Source organism: Pseudomonas sp. MCal1, assembly GCF_026341415.1.
Classification (GTDB): Bacteria; Pseudomonadota; Gammaproteobacteria; order Pseudomonadales; family Pseudomonadaceae; genus Aquipseudomonas.
Genome location: NZ_JAKUMP010000018.1, coordinates 75,920 through 98,307, shown reverse-complemented (window position 1 = coordinate 98,307; position 22,388 = coordinate 75,920). Strand labels below are relative to the sequence as shown.

At 58.0% G+C, this 22,388-nt stretch carries 19 protein-coding genes and 1 riboswitch; of the genes, 10 read left to right on the top strand and 9 right to left on the bottom strand.

The window, feature by feature from the left end:
- The first annotated feature begins 106 nt into the window (after nucleotides 1-106).
- Both MKZ87_RS26035 and MKZ87_RS26030 read left to right on the top strand, forming a co-directional pair.
- Nucleotides 107-1,048 (top strand): YgfZ/GcvT domain-containing protein, encoded by a 942-nt coding sequence (locus MKZ87_RS26035; RefSeq protein WP_266202149.1) that lies wholly within the window; start codon nucleotides 107-109, stop codon nucleotides 1,046-1,048.
- Nucleotides 1,049-1,083: 35 nt separating this feature from the next.
- Nucleotides 1,084-1,905 (top strand): HDOD domain-containing protein, encoded by an 822-nt coding sequence (locus MKZ87_RS26030; RefSeq protein ID WP_085700590.1) that lies wholly within the window; start codon nucleotides 1,084-1,086, stop codon nucleotides 1,903-1,905.
- Here MKZ87_RS26030 and MKZ87_RS26025 read toward each other — a convergent pair whose 3' ends face one another.
- The 3 genes from MKZ87_RS26025 to MKZ87_RS26015 form a co-directional block, all read right to left on the bottom strand.
- On the bottom strand, nucleotides 1,906-3,291 hold the full coding sequence (locus tag MKZ87_RS26025) for a sensor histidine kinase (protein WP_085683188.1): 1,386 nt from the start codon (nucleotides 3,289-3,291) through the stop codon (nucleotides 1,906-1,908). It lies immediately after the preceding gene.
- Nucleotides 3,284-3,955 carry a response regulator gene (locus MKZ87_RS26020; RefSeq protein ID WP_085683189.1) on the bottom strand — a complete coding sequence of 224 codons (672 nt, stop codon included), beginning with the start codon at nucleotides 3,953-3,955 and terminating at the stop codon, nucleotides 3,284-3,286. The genes MKZ87_RS26025 and MKZ87_RS26020 overlap by 8 nt, the downstream gene beginning before the upstream one ends.
- Before the next feature lie 125 nt (nucleotides 3,956-4,080).
- Complete coding sequence (locus tag MKZ87_RS26015; protein WP_170929780.1) at nucleotides 4,081-4,407, bottom strand: hypothetical protein; 327 nt, start codon at nucleotides 4,405-4,407, stop codon at nucleotides 4,081-4,083.
- Here MKZ87_RS26015 and MKZ87_RS26010 point away from each other — a divergent pair.
- Genes MKZ87_RS26010 through MKZ87_RS25995 form a run of 4 tightly spaced genes read left to right on the top strand, consistent with a single transcriptional unit; the run spans nucleotide 4,406 to nucleotide 8,444 of the window.
- The gene (locus MKZ87_RS26010; RefSeq protein WP_085700589.1) at nucleotides 4,406-5,383 is read left to right on the top strand and encodes a Bug family tripartite tricarboxylate transporter substrate binding protein; all 978 of its coding nucleotides are present in this window, start codon (nucleotides 4,406-4,408) and stop codon (nucleotides 5,381-5,383) included. The two genes, MKZ87_RS26015 and MKZ87_RS26010, sit on opposite strands and share 2 nt — an antisense overlap.
- A gap of 56 nt (nucleotides 5,384-5,439) precedes the next feature.
- Complete coding sequence (locus tag MKZ87_RS26005) at nucleotides 5,440-5,898, top strand: tripartite tricarboxylate transporter TctB family protein (protein ID WP_227234728.1); 459 nt, start codon at nucleotides 5,440-5,442, stop codon at nucleotides 5,896-5,898.
- Nucleotide 5,899: 1 nt separating this feature from the next.
- Nucleotides 5,900-7,414, top strand: coding sequence for a tripartite tricarboxylate transporter permease (locus MKZ87_RS26000; RefSeq protein WP_085703824.1), 1,515 nt, complete (start codon nucleotides 5,900-5,902; stop codon nucleotides 7,412-7,414).
- The gene (locus MKZ87_RS25995; RefSeq protein WP_085700586.1) at nucleotides 7,407-8,444 is read left to right on the top strand and encodes an AbrB family transcriptional regulator; all 1,038 of its coding nucleotides are present in this window, start codon (nucleotides 7,407-7,409) and stop codon (nucleotides 8,442-8,444) included. Before MKZ87_RS26000 ends, MKZ87_RS25995 begins: the two co-directional genes overlap by 8 nt.
- A 67-nt stretch (nucleotides 8,445-8,511) precedes the next feature.
- Here MKZ87_RS25995 and ung read toward each other — a convergent pair whose 3' ends face one another.
- A complete protein-coding gene (ung, locus tag MKZ87_RS25990; RefSeq protein WP_085683353.1) occupies nucleotides 8,512-9,207 on the bottom strand; it encodes a uracil-DNA glycosylase in 696 nt (231 codons plus the stop codon).
- 132 nt (nucleotides 9,208-9,339) lie between these two features.
- Here ung and MKZ87_RS25985 point away from each other — a divergent pair, with 132 nt between their 5' ends.
- Entirely contained in the window at nucleotides 9,340-10,452 is a 1,113-nt protein-coding gene (locus MKZ87_RS25985; RefSeq protein WP_085703825.1) for an enoyl-CoA hydratase/isomerase family protein, read from the top strand.
- A 77-nt stretch (nucleotides 10,453-10,529) separates the two neighbouring features.
- On the opposite strand, the gene MKZ87_RS25980 is transcribed toward MKZ87_RS25985, so the two are convergent.
- The 5 genes from MKZ87_RS25980 to MKZ87_RS25960 form a co-directional block, all read right to left on the bottom strand.
- Nucleotides 10,530-16,088 (bottom strand): calcium-binding protein, encoded by a 5,559-nt coding sequence (locus MKZ87_RS25980; protein ID WP_266202148.1) that lies wholly within the window; start codon nucleotides 16,086-16,088, stop codon nucleotides 10,530-10,532.
- A 2-nt stretch (nucleotides 16,089-16,090) separates the two neighbouring features.
- Nucleotides 16,091-16,951, bottom strand: a complete 861-nt coding sequence (locus MKZ87_RS25975; RefSeq protein WP_266202147.1) for a hypothetical protein — start codon at nucleotides 16,949-16,951, stop codon at nucleotides 16,091-16,093.
- Nucleotides 16,952-16,982: 31 nt separating this feature from the next.
- Nucleotides 16,983-18,197, bottom strand: coding sequence for a glycosyltransferase family 4 protein (locus MKZ87_RS25970; protein ID WP_085700583.1), 1,215 nt, complete (start codon nucleotides 18,195-18,197; stop codon nucleotides 16,983-16,985).
- A 203-nt stretch (nucleotides 18,198-18,400) separates the two neighbouring features.
- Nucleotides 18,401-18,802, bottom strand: a complete 402-nt coding sequence (locus tag MKZ87_RS25965; RefSeq protein WP_085700582.1) for a hypothetical protein — start codon at nucleotides 18,800-18,802, stop codon at nucleotides 18,401-18,403.
- A gap of 178 nt (nucleotides 18,803-18,980) precedes the next feature.
- The gene (locus tag MKZ87_RS25960) at nucleotides 18,981-19,244 is read right to left on the bottom strand and encodes a hypothetical protein (RefSeq protein WP_085700677.1); all 264 of its coding nucleotides are present in this window, start codon (nucleotides 19,242-19,244) and stop codon (nucleotides 18,981-18,983) included.
- Nucleotides 19,245-19,528: 284 nt separating this feature from the next.
- Nucleotides 19,529-19,629: riboswitch (guanidine-I (ykkC/yxkD leader) on the top strand.
- Nucleotides 19,630-19,692: 63 nt separating this feature from the next.
- On the opposite strand from MKZ87_RS25960, the gene MKZ87_RS25955 reads away from it, so the two are divergent.
- From MKZ87_RS25955 to MKZ87_RS25945, 3 genes are read left to right on the top strand one after another with little or no spacing between them, the layout of a single operon-like run.
- Nucleotides 19,693-20,760, top strand: coding sequence for a putative urea ABC transporter substrate-binding protein (locus tag MKZ87_RS25955; protein ID WP_085703828.1), 1,068 nt, complete (start codon nucleotides 19,693-19,695; stop codon nucleotides 20,758-20,760).
- Between the two features lie 18 nt (nucleotides 20,761-20,778).
- Nucleotides 20,779-21,594 (top strand): ABC transporter permease, encoded by an 816-nt coding sequence (locus tag MKZ87_RS25950; protein WP_085703829.1) that lies wholly within the window; start codon nucleotides 20,779-20,781, stop codon nucleotides 21,592-21,594.
- Complete coding sequence (locus MKZ87_RS25945) at nucleotides 21,591-22,379, top strand: ABC transporter ATP-binding protein (RefSeq protein ID WP_266202146.1); 789 nt, start codon at nucleotides 21,591-21,593, stop codon at nucleotides 22,377-22,379. Before MKZ87_RS25950 ends, MKZ87_RS25945 begins: the two co-directional genes overlap by 4 nt.
- Nucleotides 22,380-22,388: the final 9 nt, after the last annotated feature.

The following is a 22,388-nucleotide window of genomic DNA, read 5'->3' as shown; positions in this document are numbered from 1 at the left end:
GGCCGAACAGTCGGCTTTGGTCGGGCACCACCGATCCTTTATCAACTACCCATTTCAACAGCACCCCCTTATGATGTGCCCCAGTCTATTTACCCTGCGATGACCCATGGCCGATTCTGCTTTTTTCTGCACCCTCTCTCATGAAGGCGTTCTCGCGGTTCGCGGCGCGGATGCCGGCAAATTCCTGCAAGGCCAACTGACCTGCAACATCAATTATCTGAGCGAAACCCAGGCCAGCCTCGGTGCACGCTGCACGCAGAAAGGCCGCATGCAGTCGAGTTTCCGCATCGTGCTGGAAGGCGACGGCGTGCTGCTGGCGATGGCCGGCGAGCTGCTGGAGCCGCAACTGGCGGATCTGAAAAAGTACGCCGTGTTCTCCAAATCGAAACTGACCGACGAAAGCGCCTCCTGGGTACGCTTCGGCCTCGATCATGGCGATGCGGCCCTGAGCAGTCTGTGTCTGGAACTGCCGGCAGAAACCGACAGCGTGGCCCGCCACGAAGGTCTGATCGCGATTCGCGTCTCCCCGAACCGTGCCGAACTCTGGGCGCCCGCCGATCAGGCCGACACCGTCAAAGGCAAATTGACCGCGCACTTGAGCGAAGCCGAACTCAATCAATGGCTGCTGGGCCAGATCCGCGCCGGGATCGGTCAGGTCATGCCGAGCACCCGCGAGCTGTTCATCCCGCAGATGCTCAATCTGCAGGCCGTCGGCGGCGTGAGTTTCAAGAAAGGCTGCTACACCGGTCAGGAAATCGTCGCGCGCATGCAGTACCTCGGCAAACTCAAGCGTCGCCTGTACCGCGTGCAACTGGACGCCAGCGAATTGCCGGAGCCGGGCACCCCGCTGTTCGCCCCGAGCCACGGCAGCTCCATCGGCGAAGTGGTACTGGCTGCCCGTGCCGAAAAGAATATTGAACTGCTGGCGGTGTTGCAGGCCGAAGCTGCCGACGCAGGCGATTTGCATCTGGGCGCAGCCGAAGGCCCGGCGCTGCACTTGCTCGACCTGCCTTACGAACTGGATCGCGACCGCGAAATCCAGCGTTGATCGCAGCATTTGTTGCAACACCCTAGAGAAACGACATGAGTGAGCTGGCGGATAAGGTCCAACAGGATTTGGTTGAGGCCATCGATAACGATGACCTGGTTCTGCCAACGTTACCGGAAGTGGCTCTGCAGATTCGCAAGGCCGCTGAAGATCCGGACATCAGCGTCAGCGACCTGAGCAAAGTGATCGGCCGCGACACAGCGTTGTCGGCGCGCCTGATCAAAGTGGTCAACAGCCCGCTGCTGCGTGCCACTCAGGAAGTTACCGACCTGCACACCGCCATCACTCGGCTCGGCGTCAACTACAGCAGCAATCTGGCGATCGGTCTGGTGATGGAGCAAATCTTCCACGCCCGCTCCGACGTGGTAGAACAAAAGATGCGCGAAGTCTGGCGCAAGAGTCTGGAGATCGCCGGCGTCAGCTACGCCCTGTGCCGCCGCTATACCCAACTCAAACCCGATCAAGCCGCGCTCGGTGGACTGGTTCATCAGATCGGCGTGCTGCCGATCCTGACTTACGCTGAAGACCACTACGAATTGCTGTCCGATCCGGTCAGCCTCAACCATGTGATCGACCACATTCACCCGCTGCTCGGCGACAAGCTGCTGCGGGTCTGGGAATTCCCCGAGCGTCTGGTGGAGTTGCCGGGTCTGTATGAGGACCTCAAGCGCGAATCGCAACAGATCGATTACGTCGACATCGTGCAAGTGGCCAGCCTGTATTGCCACAAGGACACCGACCACCCGATGGCCCGCATCGATCCGTTCAGCGTGCCGGCGTTCCGCAAGCTCGGCATCGATCCGGAAAACAAGGCGCTGTGCGCCGATCTGGAAGAATCGCGGTCGATGTTCTACTGATCAACCGGCGACAAAACTCACCCGCACCTTCAAACCCGCCTGTTCCCCATCGTGCAGACTGATCTGCGCCAGATGCGCGCGGCAGATTTCCCCGACGATCGCCAGCCCGAGCCCGGAACCGGCCACCTGCTGGTTGCGCCGGTAAAAGCGTTCGAACACCCGATCCCGCTCCTCCAGCGGAATGCCCGGCCCATCGTCTTCGACCTCCAGCACCGCCGGCGCCGTAACCCGCAGGATCACGTTGCCGCCCGGCGGCGTGTGCGCCAGCGCATTATCCACCAGATTGCTCAGCAACTCGTTGAGCAACGTCGGCTCGCCACGCAGCCAGACCGGCTCGTCCGCCTCCAGCGCCAGCGCGACACCCCGCGCGTGGGCCAGCGGCGCCATGGCCATGCCCAGTTCCCGCGCCAACTGACTCAGATCGAGCAACTGCGCACCGCCCTCGGCAATCGCCCGGGCGCCGTTTTCCACGCGGGCCAGCGACAACAACTGGTTGGCCAGATGGGTCAGGCGATCCGTGCTTTGCGCCGAAGATTCCAACGTGTCGCGCCAGGTCTGCGGCTCGTTTGAGCGCAAGCCCAGTTCAAGCCGTGCCTTGAGCGCCGCCAGTGGCGTGCGCAACTCGTGAGCCGCATCGGCGATGAACTGCGCCTGCCGCTCGAACTGCCCGCGCAGGCGCTCGGTAAAGTGATTGAGCGCTCGCACCAATGGCCACAACTCGTGCTGCACTTCGACCAAAGGCAAGGGCCGCAGGTCATCGGGCTGACGCTCTTCCACTGCCGTGCGCAAACGCTCGATCGGCCGCAGCGCCGCACTCACCGCAAACCACACCAGCAACAACGCGCCAATCGCCAGCATCCCGAGCCGCAGCAGCGTATCGGCCGCCAGACTGCGGGCCATGCTGACGCGCGCCTCGTCGGTTTCGGCAACGCGAATCTCCGCCATGCCGTTCATGTTCGGTTCGCTCACTGCCTTGAGCAAACTCACCACGCGCACGTTCTGCCCCTGATATTTCGCGTCGTAAAAGCGCGCCAAGGCGGGATAGCTGTCGGTTCTCGGTGTGCCCGGCGGCGGGCCCGGCAAGTTTTCGTAGCCGGAAATCAACTTCTGGTTGATGTCGTTGACCTGGTAATAGATGCGCCCGGCGCTGTCGTAAGCGAAGGTATCGAGCGCCACATAAGGCACGTCGGCACTGAGACTGCCATCGCGCTGGGACAGACCGGCGGCGATAGTCCGTGCTGACGCGAGAAGTGTGCGGTCGTAGGCGGTGTCGGCGGCTTCGCGACCGTTCCAGTACGCGCTCAATCCGCTGGCGAGCATCAACACCACCAGCAGCAGCGCGAGGTTCCACACCAACCGCCAGCGCAGACTGCTGGGCTTATGCATCGCGGCTTTCCAGCAGATAGCCCAGACCGCGAAAGGTCACGATGGCCACTGAATGGCCGTCGAGCTTTTTGCGCAGGCGGTGCACGTAGATTTCGATGGCGTCGGGGCTGGCCTCTTCGTCGAGACCGAATACCTGAGCAGCCAGTTGCTCCTTGCTCATCACCCTTCCCGGACGGGCAATCAACGCTTCGAGCACCGCCTGCTCGCGGGAGGTCAGCGTCAGCAATTCTTCGCCGAGGGTGAAGCGCCGGGTATCGAGGTCGTAGGCCAGCACGCCGCAACGTTGCTGACGTTCGCCGCCGAGTACGCTGCGGCGCAACAGGGCTTTGACCCGCGCTTCGAGTTCCGTGAGTTCGAACGGCTTGGCGAGGTAATCGTCGGCCCCAAGATTGAGCCCATGGACCCGATCCTTGACGTCGCTACGGGCGGTCAGCATCAGTACCGGCAAGTTCTTGCCCCGGGCCCGCAGGCGCGCCAGCACCTCAAAACCGTCCATGCGCGGCAGGCCGACATCAAGGATCGCCACCGCGTATTCCTCGCTGCCCAGGGCCAGGTCGGCAGCAACGCCATCGTGCAAGACATCCACGGTCAGACCGGTGCTCTTGAGCGCCTGGGCAACGCTTTCGGCCAGCGGCAAATGGTCTTCGACGAGCAGGACACGCATGGATCTCTACCTCATTCAGGGATGGCCGACGCCATTCTTTGCGGCGGAGTTTACAGCCGCAACCGCCACTGTGAAGCCCGAAAACACGCGAAAGAATACTGAAAGGTTAGCGAAAGGTTGGGCCGTTACAGTCGCTTCACCGAGGGTCCCGACTGCCGACCTTCGCCGTTTTCTCCGTTCCTGCACCATAGCTTCAAAACGTAGCTCTCGAAAAACGCCACGATGCGTTTTCGCCAATAAGAACAATAACGAGGTACTGCATCATGCTGTCCACACAGCTTCAGGTTGACCCGTTTCATTCTTCCTCTCGTATTTCCCCGTTTTCGCTTGTCAGCGCCATCGTCGGCTGCGCGGCGTTCAACCCGTCCGGGTCTGAGCCTGTCAGCCTGCACGCGCGAAACTGCCGCACCTGAAATATCCCCAAAAACAACAACTCCCATGGAGACACTCATGAACCGATCCCTGCGCCGTTTCGCCCTCGCCGCCGGTTGCGTATTGTTCGCCGGCCAACTGATGGCCGAACCCAAACGTCCGGAATGCATTGCCCCCGCCTCCCCCGGCGGCGGTTTCGACCTGACCTGCAAACTGGCGCAAAGCGCGCTGGTCAACGAAAAACTGCTGACCAAACCGATGCGCGTGACCTACATGCCCGGCGGTGTCGGCGCGGTGGCGTACAACGCCGTCGTGGCGCAGCGTCCGGCTGATGCGGGCACTTTGGTGGCGTGGTCCAGCGGTTCGCTGTTGAACCTGGCCCAAGGCAAGTTCGGTCGGTTCGATGAAACCAACGTGCGCTGGCTGGCGGCGGTCGGCACCAGCTACGGCGCCATCGCGGTGAAAAACGACTCCCCCTACAAAACCCTCGACGATCTCGTGCAAGCGCTGAAGAAAGATCCGAGCTCCGTGGTCATCGGCTCCGGCGGCACCGTCGGCAGCCAGGACTGGATGCAGACCGCACTGATCGCTAAAGCCGCCGGGATCAACCCGCGCGACCTGCGCTACGTCGCCCTCGAAGGTGGCGGCGAGATCGCTACCGCCCTGCTCGGCGGCCACATCCAGGTTGGCAGTACCGACATCTCCGACTCCATGCCGCACATCCAGAGTGGTGACATGCGCCTGCTGGCCGTGTTTGCCGAGAAACGCCTGGACGAGCCGGAAATGAAAGACATCCCGACTGCCCGCGAACAGGGTTACGACATCGTCTGGCCGGTGGTGCGCGGTTTCTATCTCGGGCCGAAAGTCAGCGATGAAGACTACGCCTGGTGGAAAGCCTCCTTCGACAAACTGCTGGCCTCCGACGACTTCGCCAAGCTGCGCGATCAGCGTGAACTCTTCCCGTTCGCCATGACCGGTCCCGAGCTGGACACCTACGTCAAGAAGCAAGTGGCGGACTACAAGGTGCTGGCCAAAGAGTTCGGCCTGATTCAGTGATCGTCTCTGTCTAGCGTCCATGGCCCTTTCACCGGGGCCATGGCAGGAGTTCCCTCATGCTTATTCAACGCATTTTTGCCTCGGTGCTGTTGCTGGCCTGCGTCGGCCTGGCACTGATGGCGTGGCCTTACCAGGCGGCGTTTTCCTACGAACCGGTCGGCCCCCGGGCGTTTCCATTGCTGATGCTCGGCCTGATGGGCCTGGCGTTGCTGTACATGGTTTTTCGTCCAGCGCCCATCAAGCACAGCGACGACGAGCCGCCACTGGACCGCGAAACCCTGACCAAGATCGGCATCTGCGTGGCCCTGCTGCTGGTGTTCGCCGGCACTTTCGAACCCCTTGGTTTCATCGTCGCCAGCATCATCGTCGGCGTACCCATGGCCCGACTGTACGGCGGCCGCTGGTTGCCGAGTGTGGTGATCATCAGCCTGATGGCCGTAGGTCTTTACCTGCTGTTCGACCGTTTGATGGACGTTCCGCTGCCCCTCGGCCTGCTCGACGTTCTGGAGAACTGATATGGATACTCTCGGTTATTTGGGTCAGGGCTTCGGCGTCGCGCTGAGCCCGTACAACCTGGTCACGGCCCTGACCGGCACGCTGATCGGCACCGTGGTCGGCTTGTTGCCGGGTCTGGGGCCGATCAATGGCGTAGCGCTGCTGATCCCCATCGCATTCGCCCTCGGCTTGCCACCGGAATCGGCTCTGATCCTGCTGGCAGCGGTGTATCTGGGCTGCGAATACGGCGGCCGGATCAGTTCGATTCTGCTGAACATCCCCGGCGAAGCCTCCACCGTGATGACCACTCTCGACGGCTACCCGATGGCCCGCAAAGGCCTGGCTGGCGTGGCGCTGTCGTTGTCGGCATGGAGTTCGTTCATCGGCGCCTTCATCGCCACCTGCGGCATGGTGCTGTTCGCACCGCTGCTGGCGAAATGGGCGATTGCCTTCGGGCCGGCGGAATATTTCGTGCTGATGGTGTTCGCAATTGTCTGCCTGGGCGGCATGGCCGGTGACCGACCGCTGAAAACCTTCATCGCGGCGTTGATCGGCCTGTTCCTGTCCAGCGTCGGCATCGACGCCAATAGTGGCGTGTACCGTTTCACCGGCGACAACATTCACCTGACCGACGGCATTCAGTTCGTGGTGCTGGTACTGGGCCTGTTCTCGGTCAGCGAAATTCTCTTGTTGCTTGAAAAAACCCATCGCGGCCAGGAAGCGGTAAAAGCCACCGGCCGGATGATGTTCAACTTCAAGGAAGCGGCTTCGGTGTTCGTGGTGAACATCCGTTGCGGCCTGCTCGGTTTCATCATGGGTGTGTTGCCGGGTGCTGGCGCGACCCTGGCCAGCGCCGTTGCCTACATGACCGAGAAACGCATCGCCGGAGCCAGCGGCAAGTTCGGTCAGGGCGACGCGCGCGGCCTCGCTGCGCCGGAAACCGCTATCGGTGCCTCCGCCTGCGGCGCGCTGGTGCCGATGCTGACCCTCGGCGTTCCGGGTTCGGGCACCACGGCGGTGATGATTGGCGCCCTGTCGCTGTACAACATCACTCCGGGCCCACTGCTGTTCCAGCAACAACCGGACATCGTCTGGGGCCTGATCGCCTCGCTGTTCATCGCCAACATCATGCTGGTGATCCTGAACATCCCGATGATCCGTATCTTCACCCGCATCCTCGCTGTACCGAACTGGGCACTGGTGCCGGTGATCGCGATCATTACCGGGATCGGCGTCTACGCCGTGCACGCGACCACGTTCGACCTGTTCCTGATGGTAGGCATCGGCATCTTTGGCTACATCCTGCGCAAACTGGACTTCCCGCTGTCGCCAGTCCTGCTGGGCTTCATCCTCGGCGGCCTGATGGAGCAGAATCTGCGCCGGGCGCTGTCGATTTCCAACGGTGCGCTGGAGATTCTCTGGTCGAGCCCGATCACCTTCGGTGTCTGGGTGCTGACAGCGATCATGTTGCTGATGCCACTGCTGCGCATCTGGCGCAAACGCTCGGCCGCGCAACGCGCTATCGCCGATGTCTGATCGGCTCTCCCTTAAAACGTGGTGGGGAACCCCGCTGGTCGGTCTGCTTGGCGGTTACATCGCCAGCCAGATCGGCTGGCCGCTGCCGTGGATGGTCGGCTCGTTGCTGGCGATCATCCTGGTGCGCTGCCTGACCCCGTGGCAATTGACCGAAATCCCTGGCGGCCGCAAATGCGGCCAGTGGATCGTCGGGATCGGCATCGGCCTGCACTTCACCCCGCTGGTGATGGAGCAGGTACTGAGCCACTTCGGCCTGATCTTTTTCGGCGCGCTGGTCACCAGCCTGTCGGCGGTGGTCGGCGTGTGGCTGATGCGCCGCACCGGTGAGGATCGCGCCACGGCATTCTTCTCCAGCATGCCCGGCGGCTCCGGCGAGATGGTCAACCTCGGCGCACGCAACGGCGCGATGCTCAGCCATGTCGCGGCCGGGCAGAGCTTGCGGGTGCTGGTGGTGGTGCTGTGTGTGCCGGCGGCATTCAAATATCTGCTGGGCGATGGCGCACCGATTTCTCACGCCGGCAGCGTCGATTGGCGCTGGCTGGCGATTCTTTTTCCGGCGGGCGGCCTGCTCGCCTGGTTTTGGCAACGTTTGCGTCAACCCAACCCATGGCTGTTCGGCCCGCTGCTGGTCAGCGCAGCAGTGAGCATCGGCTGGGATCTGCACATCGGTCTGCCCAATGGCGGCAGTCAGATCGGCCAGTGGCTGATCGGCAGCGGTCTGGGCTGTCACTTCAACCGCCAGTTCTTCCGCCGGGCACCGTCGTTCATGGGACGGACGTTGATCGGCACGGCGCTGACCATGTTGATCGCGACACTGGCGGCGTTGGGACTGAGTGCCATGACCCATCTGGATCTGCGATCGCTGACCCTGGGCATGATGCCCGGCGGAATCGCCGAGATGAGCCTGACGGCAGAAACCCTGCAATTGTCAGTGCCGCTGGTGACGGCGATGCAGGTGATGCGGTTGTTGTTCGTGTTGTTTCTGGCGGAACCGTTGTTCAAGTACTGGAACCGTAATCCCGAAGCCTGATCCGGTTTTGATCGTTCCCACGCGGACGCCTCGACGTGGGAACGAGATTAACCGCCAGCCCTGAGCATCAGACCACCGACGGCAGACGCCACTCGATCGGCGCTTCGCCGTTCTGCTCCAGGAACTTGTTGGTGCGGCTGAAATGCCCGCAACCGAGAAAGCCGCGATAGGCCGACAGCGGCGACGGGTGCACCGAGGTCAACACCAGATGCTTGGTGGCGTCGATCAGCTTCTGTTTGCTCTGGGCATGGGAACCCCAGAGCATGAACACCAGATGCGGCTGCCGCTGACTGACCACCTCAATGATCCGGTCCGTGAAGAACTGCCAACCCTTGTCCTTGTGCGCATTGGCGTTGGCGCGCTCTACGGTCATGGTGGTGTTGAGCATCAGCACGCCCTGATCCGCCCAGCTCTGCAAGTAGCCGTGGTTGGGAATGTCGATGTTCAGGTCGCGCTTCAACTCTTTATAGATGTTGACCAGCGAAGGCGGCGCCGGCACGCCCGGTTGCACCGAGAAACACAAGCCGTGGGCCTGGCCCGGGCCGTGGTACGGATCCTGGCCGAGGATGACCACTTTCACCTTGTCCAGCGGCGTCGAATTCAACGCATTGAAAATCAGCGGTCCCGGCGGATAGATTTCCTTGCCGGCCGCCCGCTCCTGCTGCAGAAAAGTGCGCAACTCTGCCATGTAGGGCTGGTCGAATTCGGCACGCAGTGCCTCCTTCCAGCTCGGTTCGAGTTTGATACGGTCGTCAGCAGTCATGGTCATACCCGGCAAAATCAGTGGGGCGAACCCTAGGAAAGCCGACCACGCTTGTCAATTGATCTGACGCAGATCCGGCACTTTCCCACACAGCGATCATACTGATCGTTCAAATTCCCGATCGAGGTCACGATGAATCTGCACTTCGAAGAACTCACCGGCACCGACGGCGCACGCATCGGCGTGGCCACGCTGGATGCCGAAAAGTCGCTCAATGCGCTGTCCCTGCCGATGATCCACGCCCTGAGCGACAAACTGAACGCCTGGGCCAAGGAGCCGCAAATCGTCTGCGTGCTGCTGCGCGGTAACGGCGCCAAGGCCTTCTGTGCCGGTGGCGAAGTGCGCAGCCTGGTGGAAGCCTGTCGCGCCCATCCCGGCGAGGTTCCGCCGCTGGCCGCGCAGTTTTTCAATGCTGAATATCGGCTGGACTACAGCCTCCACACCTACCCGAAGCCGCTGATCTGCTGGGGCCATGGATATGTGCTCGGCGGCGGCATGGGCCTGCTGCAAGGCGCGAGCATCCGGATCGTCACGCCGAGCAGTCGACTGGCGATGCCGGAAATCAGCATCGGCCTGTACCCGGATGTCGGCGCCAGTTGGTTTCTGTCGCGGCTGCCGGGCAGGCTCGGTTTGTTCCTGGGTTTGACCGGCGCACACATGAACGGTCGCGATGCGATCGATCTGGATCTGGCCGACCGCTTCCTGCTTGACGACCAGCAACAGGAACTGATCGACGGCTTGTTGCAGTTGAACTGGCAGGAACAGACCGCCATGCAGCTCAACAGCCTGCTCAAAGCGCTGCAGCAGGAAGCCGTGGCGCAAATGCCTGAGGCGCAATGGCTGCCGCGTCGGCAGCAGATCGATGAATGGCTGGATGTCAGCGACGTGACCTGCGCCTGGAAAGCCATCAGCCTGCATCGGGACAGCAGCGACCTGTTGATTGCCCGTGCGGCGAAAACCATGAGTGAAGGCTCGCCACTGACGGCGCATCTGGTCTGGGAACAGATCATTCGTGCCCGCCACTTGTCACTGGCCGAAGTCTTTCAGATGGAATACACCCTGAGCCTCAATTGCTGCCGCCATCCGGAATTCAGCGAAGGGGTCCGGGCGCGACTGATCGACAAGGATCAAAAACCGCACTGGCACTGGCCGGACATCGCCCGGGTGCCGGACGCGGTGGTCGAGGCGCACTTTCACAAGGTGTGGGAGGGGCGGCATCCGTTGGCGGATCTGTCGCAATACTAGAACCTATCGTTACCCGCGATGGCAGTCTTTTGGGCTCTGTCGCGGGAAGTTTGAGCCCGTTGCGAAACTATCTGCGATCAAATATTCAACTCATAAAACGCGATTATTTCCTTCATTGCCCGCAACGCCTCTTCATCATTTCTCGGCAAGATATCCTCTACGTCCCGTAAGGGAGGTAGAGGGTGCAAAAGCTCAGTGAGCTGGTTCGCCGTGTAATTTTTAACAGCGCCCTCTTCTCCTTGAACGCTGATGAAGCTGATAGCGGCATCGCCTCCTGAAAAGTGTTCGGAGACACGAACCTTTGGAGACATGCCATAACTCACTACGATGACGAGATCATTCCGTTCACGGTGGAACTTGAGTTGACCAATCGACAGTCCGACCTCCGAAAAATCTATACCGTCAGTTCCGCCGCCGGCATTGATTACCAGGTCTCGCCCAAGCCCATCATATTTATAAACATCATTGCCCCCGCCACCGGACAAGGTGTCATTGCCCGGCCCACCGTAAAGCACTTCATCACCTGAGCCACCGCCGAGCAGATCATCTCCTTGCATCCCTCTTATTTCACCAGTGCCGCTGAGGGTGTCATTACCGCGACCGCCCACGAGCGGTAGAAAACGGTTGTCTCGAAAAGACTTAACCTGAGTAGCGTACTGAACGGTGATGCCATGATGATAAGTATCGGGGGCAATGCCTAAGCGGCTAACGACGTCTTTAAAATTGATGCTCGAGCCATCAGCAAACCTCACCCTTTCAATTCCAGAACCACTGAGATCGTTCGGATTGGGCAAAACGATTCGTACTTTTTGAGTTCCGCCCCATTCGATATCGAGTGTGGTGTACAGCATCTGGGCTCGAGGCGGTTGACGATGAGCCCCACGCGGTGGGGTGGGTGACAGTTCAATATTTACCGCCTCAACCAACACAGCACCCCAGGTTAGTTTCAACTTATCTGGTTTCGCCTCTTCCGGAAGAACGACGGTATCAATATCAAGCCCCCCAAACTCTTCATGCCACCCAGAGGCTCCAACCTCGGGGCGCAAAAAAACAGGGTCAAGAACGTCGGCAATAATGGTGGTTGCGCCATCATGCGCTTCAACTATGTAAGTGTCGGGACCGTTTTCGCCGTAAAGCCAATCTTCTCCCGGCCCACTGATCAAATAATCGGCACCCGCGGAGCCGAGCAGTGTGTCGTTGCCTGCGCCAGCTGATAAAAATGCGCCTGGGATCCTGTCGCTCACCCCGCCGTACTTAAGCACTGAACCAGCATAGGTAACCACCAAGTCATCTCCTGCACCGCCATGAAAGAGATTTCCCACTTCGAGATTTACCCTGCCGCCAGCGTCATTACCATGAACAACTTTATGCTTGATCGTTTGGGTAGTAGAGCTCCAGCGAAACGCTTTACGAACAATTTCATGATTTTCAAAACTGCCAGCGGGGTACACGTACCACCCCAGAATAGCGCCCGAGTGGTCTATATCTTCGACTACAGCATCACCCACGTTGAACGAGAACCCCGAATAACTGGAGCCAGACGGGTAATATTTTGGCTTTTGTTTCGGTAATTGCGCAGTTTCTGCTTTTACAAACTTGAACGTGGTTTTCGTTGCAGAATTTGACTGCCTTTCAGTCACCACAGCGTCAGCGGCAATCGCCCCCATCCACTCAGGTGTATTGGAAAAGACTCCGGCTTCAACGTCCTCATGGATCAGTTCGGCGCTGATGACATAGCCACTTTTGTCGGTAGCAATATGACTTCTAACCCAAACACCCTGATCGTTCAGTGCAAATCCTGATGCCTGCCGGGCCGCTGAGCGCTTTGTGTTCAGTTCCGAAAGAAAAAGGCTATCCCACCGGGTGTGACGACCCGTTTCACTGCCTTCCCTCTCAGTAGAAGCGGCTAAGTCATCGGGCAGTGTCTGGACGACTGCTTCGCTCTCACTCTCAATGTCCTGCTTTTTTTCGGGATCGGGTACCGCAGCAACTGTCGTAGACGGATCCGTTATATCTACCGGTTGCACCGTTAATTTGATTACATCCTGGAAATTCAGGATCACGCCGTCGCTGAACCTGAACGTCGAACCTGCCCACTTTTCATGGTGAAGAATCAGAAGCGCGTCACCAATACCATTCGACAGCCGCAACGCCGTGCCCACATCAAGATTGACGATCTTGGCCTGCAAGTTCTCCGCAGAAAATCCATCACCAAAACTTACGACATTGTTGCCACCTGTATCGGTAACAACATCCAGTCCATCACCCACTCCGAAGTAGAAAACATCGTTACCCTGCATCCCTTCCAGATAATCGTTGCCGGCACCACCCTCAAACACGTTATCGCCAGGGCCGCCGCGCAAATAATCGACTCCCTCCCCGCCAACCAGCGTGTCGTTTCCACCACTGCCCAGCAAAGTGTCGTTGCCTGAGCCGCCGTCAAGAAAATCGGCGCCATGTTCTGCTTCGGATGTTTGCTCGTAGTCCCCCACCAAAAGGTCATCATCGGCACCGCCCAAAAGCGTATCGGCGCCCAAACCACCCCAGAGCGTATCGTTTCCTGAATTACCTTGAATGTGGTCATCGTTGGTTCCGCCCGCTTTCAAGTTGGGCTCATCGCCATCCAGAGCGTCGGCGCCTGATCCGCCTATCAGTGTGTCGGAGCCACCCAAGCCACGGAGTGTGTCGTCACCCGCACCGCCATCGAGATAATCATCACCGTGATAACGAATCGGGTGTTCATGGTAATCACCGACCAATTCGTCGTTACCGCTGCCACCGAAAAGCGAATCACCGGCACCGCCGCCCCAAAGGGTGTCATTTCCCTCGCCGCCATCCAGAAAATCACTTCCGAAAAAGTCTGCGGCAACACCCGAAACGCCTCGCAGTACGTCGTCATCACCTTTCAGAACGTCATTGCCGCTGCCTCCGTACAACACGTCGCCACCACCATTGCCATCAAGGTAGTCATCGCCACTGCCTCCCGCCAACAAATCGTTGCCATGATGGCGGCTGTCGAGACCGCCACCCCAATCGAGGTTGTCTCCTTGCAATGTGTCATTGCCACTCCCGCCAGCCAGCGTGTCATTACCCTCTTCGCCGCACAGCGTGTCGTCGTCACTTCCTCCATCGAGCAGGTCATCTCCTCTGCCGCCAATAATAAAATCCCGGCCACCCTGCCCATAGAGGATGTCGTCACCGCCCTCGGTGGGACTATTCAATGAAAATTTGTCAAAGACGCTACGCATGCTGATGACGCCATCACTGAGTGGAACGTCGATGCGCTTGACTGTCCAATTTTGCTCATGTGCACCGGTTGTTTGATCACCGGACAAATTGTCATCACCTGCTCCCCCAATCAGCGTGTCTCGACCGTTGCCGCCGAGCAGCACGTCTCGCGAGACAGTGCCGACAAGCAGGTCATCACCCTGCCCGCCATCCAGCCAATCGCCACGGCTAGCCTTTCCTTTTGTTGCATCGGCAAATGCATTTTCCAGCGTCGTCTGCTTGTCACCGAATAAACGATCGTTGCCTTCTTTGCCGAACAGTCGATCAGACCCGCCAAGACCAACGATGAGGTCATCTTTCGGTGATCCGTAAAGCAGGTCCGCTTTGTTCCTCTGTTTAACATTGGGCAAAAGCAAAGCGTTGCCCAACTCATCGTAAGAAGGCTGATCTCCGCGAACATTGGGGTCGTTATCTTTAATTTTCCAGTCGCCTTGAAGGACCAGATCGGGAGCGGGGAACGCCTGGTCCTGGTAATCAGGAAGATCAATGCCGAGCATCCCCGGATTGAAGTTCTTCACGACGATGAGATCACTCAGTCCGTATTTAATGTTCAGCGTGTTTTCAGCCTGATCTTCAATGAGCGTCAAGCTGATGGCTCGATCTTCCGTAAGCCAGATATTGCTGAGCGGAGCACTGCGTTCGAGAGGTGGGATCGGAAGTCCATTTATCAGCAATCCGCCCCCAACGTGCGCATCAAAAATTTCGTCGATTCCATCTCCGCTGGAGAACTCATACCGATCGTTACCTGGCCCACCAGCGAGAGAGTCGTTACCCTTGCCACCCACCAACACATCATCACCGGCCATACCGTACAACGCATCATTGCCATCGCCTCCTGTTAAAGAGTCATTGCCGCGAGCTCCCTGGATAAAGTCATTACCGGACAGCCCACTGATTGAATCGTTGCCGCCACCGCCGTAAAGATGATCGGTATTTGCCCCGCCACCAAATGATCGTCCGCCATCATCACCAAACATGACCAGAGGGTTTGAGACGCCGGTGGTCATAAGGGCCTGTTTGCCCGAAGCCAAGTCTGAATAGGAAAAGGTCTGGACAGTATTTCGACCGAACGATCCATTGGTTCGGGAAATCAGCCGGGCCAGCATTTCAGAGCGATCGGCAAGCCACTGTTCAGTGATGAAGCCCTCGCCCGTTTCGGGGTCGTAAAGCTCCAGGCTGCGTCCGGAAAAACCGTCGGCCCGCTCAATCACGATTTCGCTTAGTTGCTTGAGGGAATTGCGTAACGCGGCGCCGATTGGCGTTGCCTGACTGGCCAACGTTGCCCAGTCCTTGGCACTGCCATACTCGCCAATGGTTCTGGTAACGATGCTTTGCGATTGAGACGGAGAAAGTGCGGAGAAAAATGTGTAGGCGTTGGAGGCGAAGGTTTCATCGGTGGTCGGTGTGGCGGCCGAGTTCCCGTCGTAGGTTCGCCTGAGCATGTCAAAGAAGTCATTCAGGCTATATCGCAATATCAGGCTGACAATAGGTGAAATGGGCGTACCTTTCACCACGTGCTGAATAAGCGGATTGATGCTGCCACTGGCAAGAGCGATGTTTATCTGTTCAGGCAGGACTGAGAACAGGCTTTCGACCATATTCAACCCGAAGTTTTTGATCACTGCCTGCAAGGCTATACCGTATGAATCCACGGCAAACAAAATATTTTTTAGATCATCTAGTCTGTTGAACTTGGCAATACCATGATTCCCTTTTATATGGGAATCCGGATCACCGGCGGAGATCAACCTCCAAGTTTCATATGGTTTTTCTCCACCCAACAGGCTGAAGCCGATTGTTCCAGACCATCCCGCATTACGACTGGTAGCTGTATCAATTTCATCAACATCTTCACGAAATAATACTTTACCAATAGCGCTCGCATCGATTTCTGCAATTTGGCTTATGGAGGGCACAGTCCATGGAGCCAAATCATGCTCAACGGAGCCTTTTATCAACGTATTCATGAGATTGACAGCCACCTGATTAGATGACTGTTGCATCTTCGAATCGCTGATTTTTTTATTTAACCTTAACTCCCCCTGCCGCAGGGTATAAGCTCGGATCAATGCAGAATAAGCGCCCACTCCGCCATTTGCATCAATTGCTACATCGAGCCAGAGTTTGGCATCTTTAAAAATGCCCATTACGCTCTCATCGAACGCAGAACCGCCTAAGAATTTCCCACCCAAAATATTCGACAATGTACGATAAAGTACAGCGCAGTTTCGCCCCTCCACTGCCATCGCAAAATACTCTTCCTCCTCGACATTGAATTTCATTCCCTCACAAATATTTGCAGCCTGCAAAATTTCCAACTTTTCCAAACCACTGAATATATAGCTCATATTCATTTCCCTGTAATAATTGAATGTGAAAGATAGTCGCTGACAGCCTTAAGCGCTTCTGGAGCACCCCGCAAGCCCTCGGTACCCAAATGTATACGAGCATCCCCACCTGCAAAGTCGAAATGGTGCAACTCGACCGTGCAATACGTACGTAAACTCCCAAACTCCAAATTCTCCAACTGCTCCTTATTCATTTTCAAAAGATATGCTTTACTCAAACCACTGGCAGAAGCTTTAGATTCGGGCGAATTTAAACCAATACAATTTATCTTCCGTGGTGTTCCATCACGCCGGCGCCAGTCGGGCATAACAAAAATTCGAACAGAGAATTCATTTTTGATACTGGGTGGAGGCGCGGTAAGCCAAAGTTCCAGGCCTGGATAATTTTTCAGCTTAACAATCAGTTCATCCGGCCAACTCACATGCCGCCCGCCCATATTGTGCGGTGCCGTGGTATTCCCTCTGGTGAAAAGCCTGGCGGTAACGTGGTAATGCGTCCAGCTGCTGGGTGGTTCTACCCCAAGAGTTTCATACACAGGAAACAGTTCTTTTCCCGTCCACCAGAATGAGCCATCAAGAAGATCGGCAATACAGGAACCGTCGCTCCTTAATGTCGATCCAAAATGAAACCCGGGAATCTTTGTTCGGTCCAGAAGACTGCCGCCAAGTATCGGAACCTGCTCCATACCCGCCAGCTTCCTGCTGCACGCCCCTTGTTTCTTCTGATAAATGGCCCGCGCTTTTGCGGCCTCCTCCCATCGGATACAGAAATCAACGACCCAATAACAGATCGCTAGTAACACTCCATATTTAATTCCCCTTCCGCACTGGCGAAAAACTTCCTTGCGAGACATCTTAAGCATTTCAAATCTCCATTTTAAAATGACTAACCCATCACTCGACGCGACCACCATCCGTTAAGCTTTTAAACACATCAAAGTATCCGCTTACACCCTTAACCACATCGAATTTGTTTGCCGTCAACCTCGCCGCTTCCTTCATTGAGTCAAACTCACCGGGAGAAGTTATAACCCTGCAAACTGCCGAGGCGATTTCTTCAGCGTCAAAAAAATCAACAAGCATCCCGCTGACTCCATCTTCGACAACTTCCTGTACGGGAGCGGTATTTGAACCTACGACAACACAGCCAGAAGCCATTGCTTCCAACAGAGACCACGACAGTACGAACGGATACGTCAAATACACGTGAGCCTTTGAAAGACCCAGAACCGATCTGTATGTTTGATAAGGCAACTTCCCAACAAAGTGAACATTGGAAATATCAATATCCACCTCCGCAATCATCTTGCTTCGCCAGTTGGGGTATCCAATGGGCATCCGCCCATAACTGACACCATCACCACCGATTACAACAACCTGTGCACTGGGGCACTTTTCATGGATATAGGGAATGGATCTCATAAAACTATGAAAGCCTCGGTACGGTTCGAGGTTTCTGGCGACATAAGTCACGATAGACTGACCTGCTTTTATCACGCGCCCACTCGGCAGCGTTACAGACTCGACCTTTTCTGATTCGGAAAATTGAACAATGCCTTCATGAATGACACGAATTTTCGACTGATATATTTTCGGAAAAAGACTGCGCTGCCATTGTGTAGGTGCAATCCCGGCATCGCACTGCTCAATATTCAGGAGATGCATCGAATTCAAGACTCTAAGCCTTGAGGACGCATCCATCGCACAGGGAAACTCAGGATCGAAACCAGAGTCTGCCTCACGCGCTCGGTAATAGTACTCACAGAAATGAACTAGCGGCACATCGGGGTAAACATCTTTGACGAATAGCGTTTCACCCCACCCCGGATGGGCAAGAATCACATCAGGCCGAAAGCCTGCCTGGCTGAGCCTCTTCAATATTCGTTGAACTTGTTGCCCGTCCGAAACGGCCTCTTCATATCTATGCAAATAGCCATGAACGCCATTAGCCATATGCCTTGATGGTCGGTATCGAAATAACCTTACCCCGGCAATACCTGGCGCTGTATCGCGTCCAATTGCAATAACTCCCAAACGTCTGCGCAATGCTTCCAACGCCACATGACGAAACTGACCGGGAAAATTCTGATGAATGATAAGAAGATTCATATCTGAGCAATATCCCGCGCTTATACACCTCCATGAAATTGAAGTTTTTCAACATCAACATGTGCATACAAACGCTAACAAATGTTCAGAAGTAAAACTGTAGGAGGGATCCGAGAACCCCCTAGGAGATGGTGCGATCCACACCAGCACAAAAAGCAGGCACAAAAAAAGCGGCGCTCAATGCGCCGCTTTTTTGCGAGGGGTTACCAGCGGTTGCCGTGCCGGTTGTAATCGCCGCGTCCGCTGTGACGGTCGTAGTTGCCGCGACCCCGACGATCATCCCAGCCACCGCGGCGATGGTCATCCCAGCGTCCGCGATCATGACCGTGCCAGCGACGGCTCTCATAGTAGCGCGGGGCCGGTTGGTAATAACGAGGCGCCGAGTAATAGCGTGGAGCCGGTTGGTAATAGCGCGGTGCTGGCTGGTAGTAGCGCGGCGCCGAGTAGTACGTGCTGCCGCCGGTGTAATAAGTGCCACCGCTGTAATACGAAGGTGCCTGCGATGTGTAGACCTCTGAGCTGTAGTAGCCATCTCCGTAGGAATAAGGGACGCATCCGCCAAGGGAAAAAAGCATCACGGTGAACAGAAGAATTCGGCGATACATGGCGGCCTCCTGGACCGCGGGTAGCCACACCAGCGACGCTGGCAGGCGTCAGTCTTTTATTCGGCGACTGACGAAAAATCAGACAGCGTTTTCGGCATCTGGTGCGTTTCTGCAACAACTTGAAACAAGTGCTTCATGAAACCTTGTTCATCCAAAAACGCCTTCATTCAGCCGCTGATTAGTGGTGCCCACCGTGGTATCCACCGCCGTGATAACCCCGTCCATAGCCGCCGCGATAGCCATAACCGCCGTAGTAATAGCGGGCACCGCCGTAGTAGCGCGGACCGTAATAACCACCGTAGTAATAGGGCGAGTAATAGCCGGGATAGTAATAGGGCGAGGAATAAACATCGTAGCCGCCGGCGTAGTAGTAACAACCGGACAGCCCCAGACCGAGCACTGCTCCCGGCAGCACCCAACGCAGCAATTTTGAAATACGCATGGCGGCCTCCTGAAAGACCTGTGACAGCAGTCGGCACAGACCGGCTGACATCACGTTTGACTGGCTGACCGCTACCGAGTGCCCACGCCCCACCGAGCATCGGATCAGCGGCCATCGCGCTGCATCACGGTGCAGGCGCGCACCAACACAAAGCGTCGCCGCCACCTGCCAACCGCATCCTTCCACCCGCAAGCCGCGTCGCAGAAGGCTCGCCGCGACTTGGCACGCCTCTCGCTTTAGCAAACCCGTGCAGGAGTCATCACAGGTTCGCGGCACCACAATTTGCAATGGCTGACTAGGGTTCCGGCTCGCATCTGCGAGTGGCTGGTCCGAGAGTTGGCGACCTCCAGTTGAGGTTACACGGCGGGACAAAAGCCCGGGAGACAAGCCACCGTTCGCGGTGCCGCGTTGCCTTCCTGCCCGCCCTCGATCAACTGGAGAAGCCACCATGTCCCGACTACGTTTGCCCGCCCTGCTCGCCGCCGCGTTCGCCGCGCTCGTCAGCACCCAATCCCCCGCCGCGCAGAAAGACCACTTCAGTGTCTGCTGGACGATCTACGCCGGCTGGATGCCATGGGAATATGCCGGCAGCCAGGGCATCGTCGATAAATGGGCGAAGAAATACGGGATCAAGATCGACGTGGTCCAGCTCAACGATTACGTCGAATCGATCAATCAGTACACCGCCGGTCAGTTCGACGGCTGCACCATGACCAACATGGACGCGTTGACCATCCCGGCCGCCGGCGGCGTCGACAGCACCGCGCTGATCGTCAGCGATTTCTCCAACGGCAACGACGGCATCGTTCTCAAAGGCGAGGGCAAGAAAGTTGCCGACCTCAAGGGCATGGACGTCAACCTGGTCGAACTGTCGGTCTCGCATTACCTGCTGGCCCGCGCGCTGGACTCGGTCGACCTGACCGAGAAAGACCTGAAAGTGGTCAACACCTCCGACGCCGACATTTCTGCCGCCTTCAACACCGAGCAGGTCAACGCCGTCACCACCTGGAACCCGATGCTCTCGGACATCAAGGCCAAACCCGGCGTGACCGAAGTCTTCAATTCCAGCCAGATCCCCGGCGAAATCATGGACATGATGGTGGTCAACAGCGCCACCCTCAAAGACAACCCGGCCCTGGGCAAGGCGCTGACCGGCGCGTGGTTCGAAGTGGTCGAGCTGATGAACGCAAAAAACGCTGCGAGCAAAGCCGCGCTTGAGCACATGGCCAAGGCCTCGGGCACCGACCTGGCCGGATTCCAGGCGCAACTGGACACCACCAAACTGTTCGCCACCCCCAAAGAAGCCCTGGCGTTCGCCACCAGCAAGCAACTGCCGGAAACCATGCGCAGGGTCGCCGAGTTTTCGTTTGAGCACGGTTTGCTCGGCGAAGGCGCGAAAGACACCAGTGCGGTCGGCATGGCGTTCGCCAACGGCGTGACCAGCGGCGACACCGCCAATCTCAAGCTGCGTTTCGATCCGACCTACGTGCAGATGGCCGCCGACGCCAAGCTGTAAGCCACGGAGGATTTGGCCATGCGCCTGATCAATCGCCACCCGGATCGCCCCAGTCGTCTGCTGCTGGTGATCCTGCCGTTCGCCCTGGTGCTGTTCGCCTATTTCATGGGCTCGGCCGAACGTCTGGCGGAGAACCCCAACGACAAACTGCTGCCCAGTGCCGTGCAGATGACCGATGCGGTGAAACGCCTGGCATTCAATGCCGACAGCCGCACCGGTGAATATCTGCTCTGGCAGGACACCGCCGCGAGCCTGCAACGCCTGGCCATCGGTCTCGGTATCGCCGCGCTGGCCGGGCTGTGCCTGGGCATCGCGGCCGGAACCCTGCCGCTGTTCGGCGCACCGTTGTCGCCGATGCTGACGGTGTTATCGATGGTGCCACCCTTGGCGATCCTGCCGATTCTGTTCATCGTCTTCGGCCTCGGCGAGTTGTCGAAGGTGATGCTGATCGTGATCGGTATCACCCCGGCTCTCGCCCGAGATCTGGAACAGCGCGCGCGGGACATTCCGGTCGAACTGCTGATCAAGGCGCAGACCCTCGGCGCCTCGACCTGGACCCTGATGCTGCGTGTGGTTCTGCCGCAGCTGTTGCCGCGTCTGCTGATTTCACTGCGGCTGATGCTCGGTTCGGCGTGGCTGTTCCTGATCGCCGCCGAAGCCATCGCCTCCACCGACGGTCTGGGCTACCGGATTTTCCTCGTGCGTCGTTACCTGGCGATGGATGTGATTCTGCCGTACGTGGTGTGGATCACCCTGCTCGCCTGGCTGATGGACTGGGGCCTCAAGTGCCTGACCCGGCGTGCATTCCCCTGGTATGAGGGAGCAGCCAAATGAGCTTCATCACAGTGAAAAACGTCTGGCAGCAATACGCCGACCAAGTGGTGCTCGAAGGGCTGAACCTCAACGTCAACGAGGGTGAGTTCTGCACGCTGGTCGGAGCTTCGGGCTGCGGTAAATCGACCTTCCTGCGCCTGCTACTGGGTCAGGAAACCGCCAGTCGCGGCGAGATTCTGCTCGACGGCCAGCCACTGGCCCGCGAACCGGATGCCAGCCGTGGCGTGGTGTTCCAGCGCTACTCGGTGTTCCCGCACTTGAGTGTGCTGGACAACGTCGCCCTCGGCCTCGAACTGCCCCGGGCGCCACTGCTCGGACGTCTGTTCGGCAGCGCCAAACGCGACGCCCGCGAACAGGCCACGGCGCTGCTGCAAAAAGTCGGCCTCGGCCACGCGCTGGACAAGTACCCGGCGCAACTGTCCGGCGGCATGCAACAGCGGTTGGCGATCGCCCAGGCGTTGATCATGAAACCGCGCGTGTTGCTGCTCGACGAACCGTTCGGCGCGCTCGATCCGGGCATTCGCAAGGACATGCACGCGCTGCTGCTGGAGCTGTGGCGCGAGACGCAACTGACCGTATTCATGGTCACCCACGACCTGTCCGAAGGCTTCAGCCTCGGCACCCGTCTGCTGGTGTTCGACAAGGTCCGCCTCGATCCGCACGCCCCCGGTGCCTATGGCGCCCGCATCACCTACGACATCCCTTTGAACAGCGACCGCCGTGCCCAACGCGCCGCCGTCGACGCCCTGCCGGAGCAACTGGTGAGCGCCCTTCGAACCGCTTGAGAGGAATTT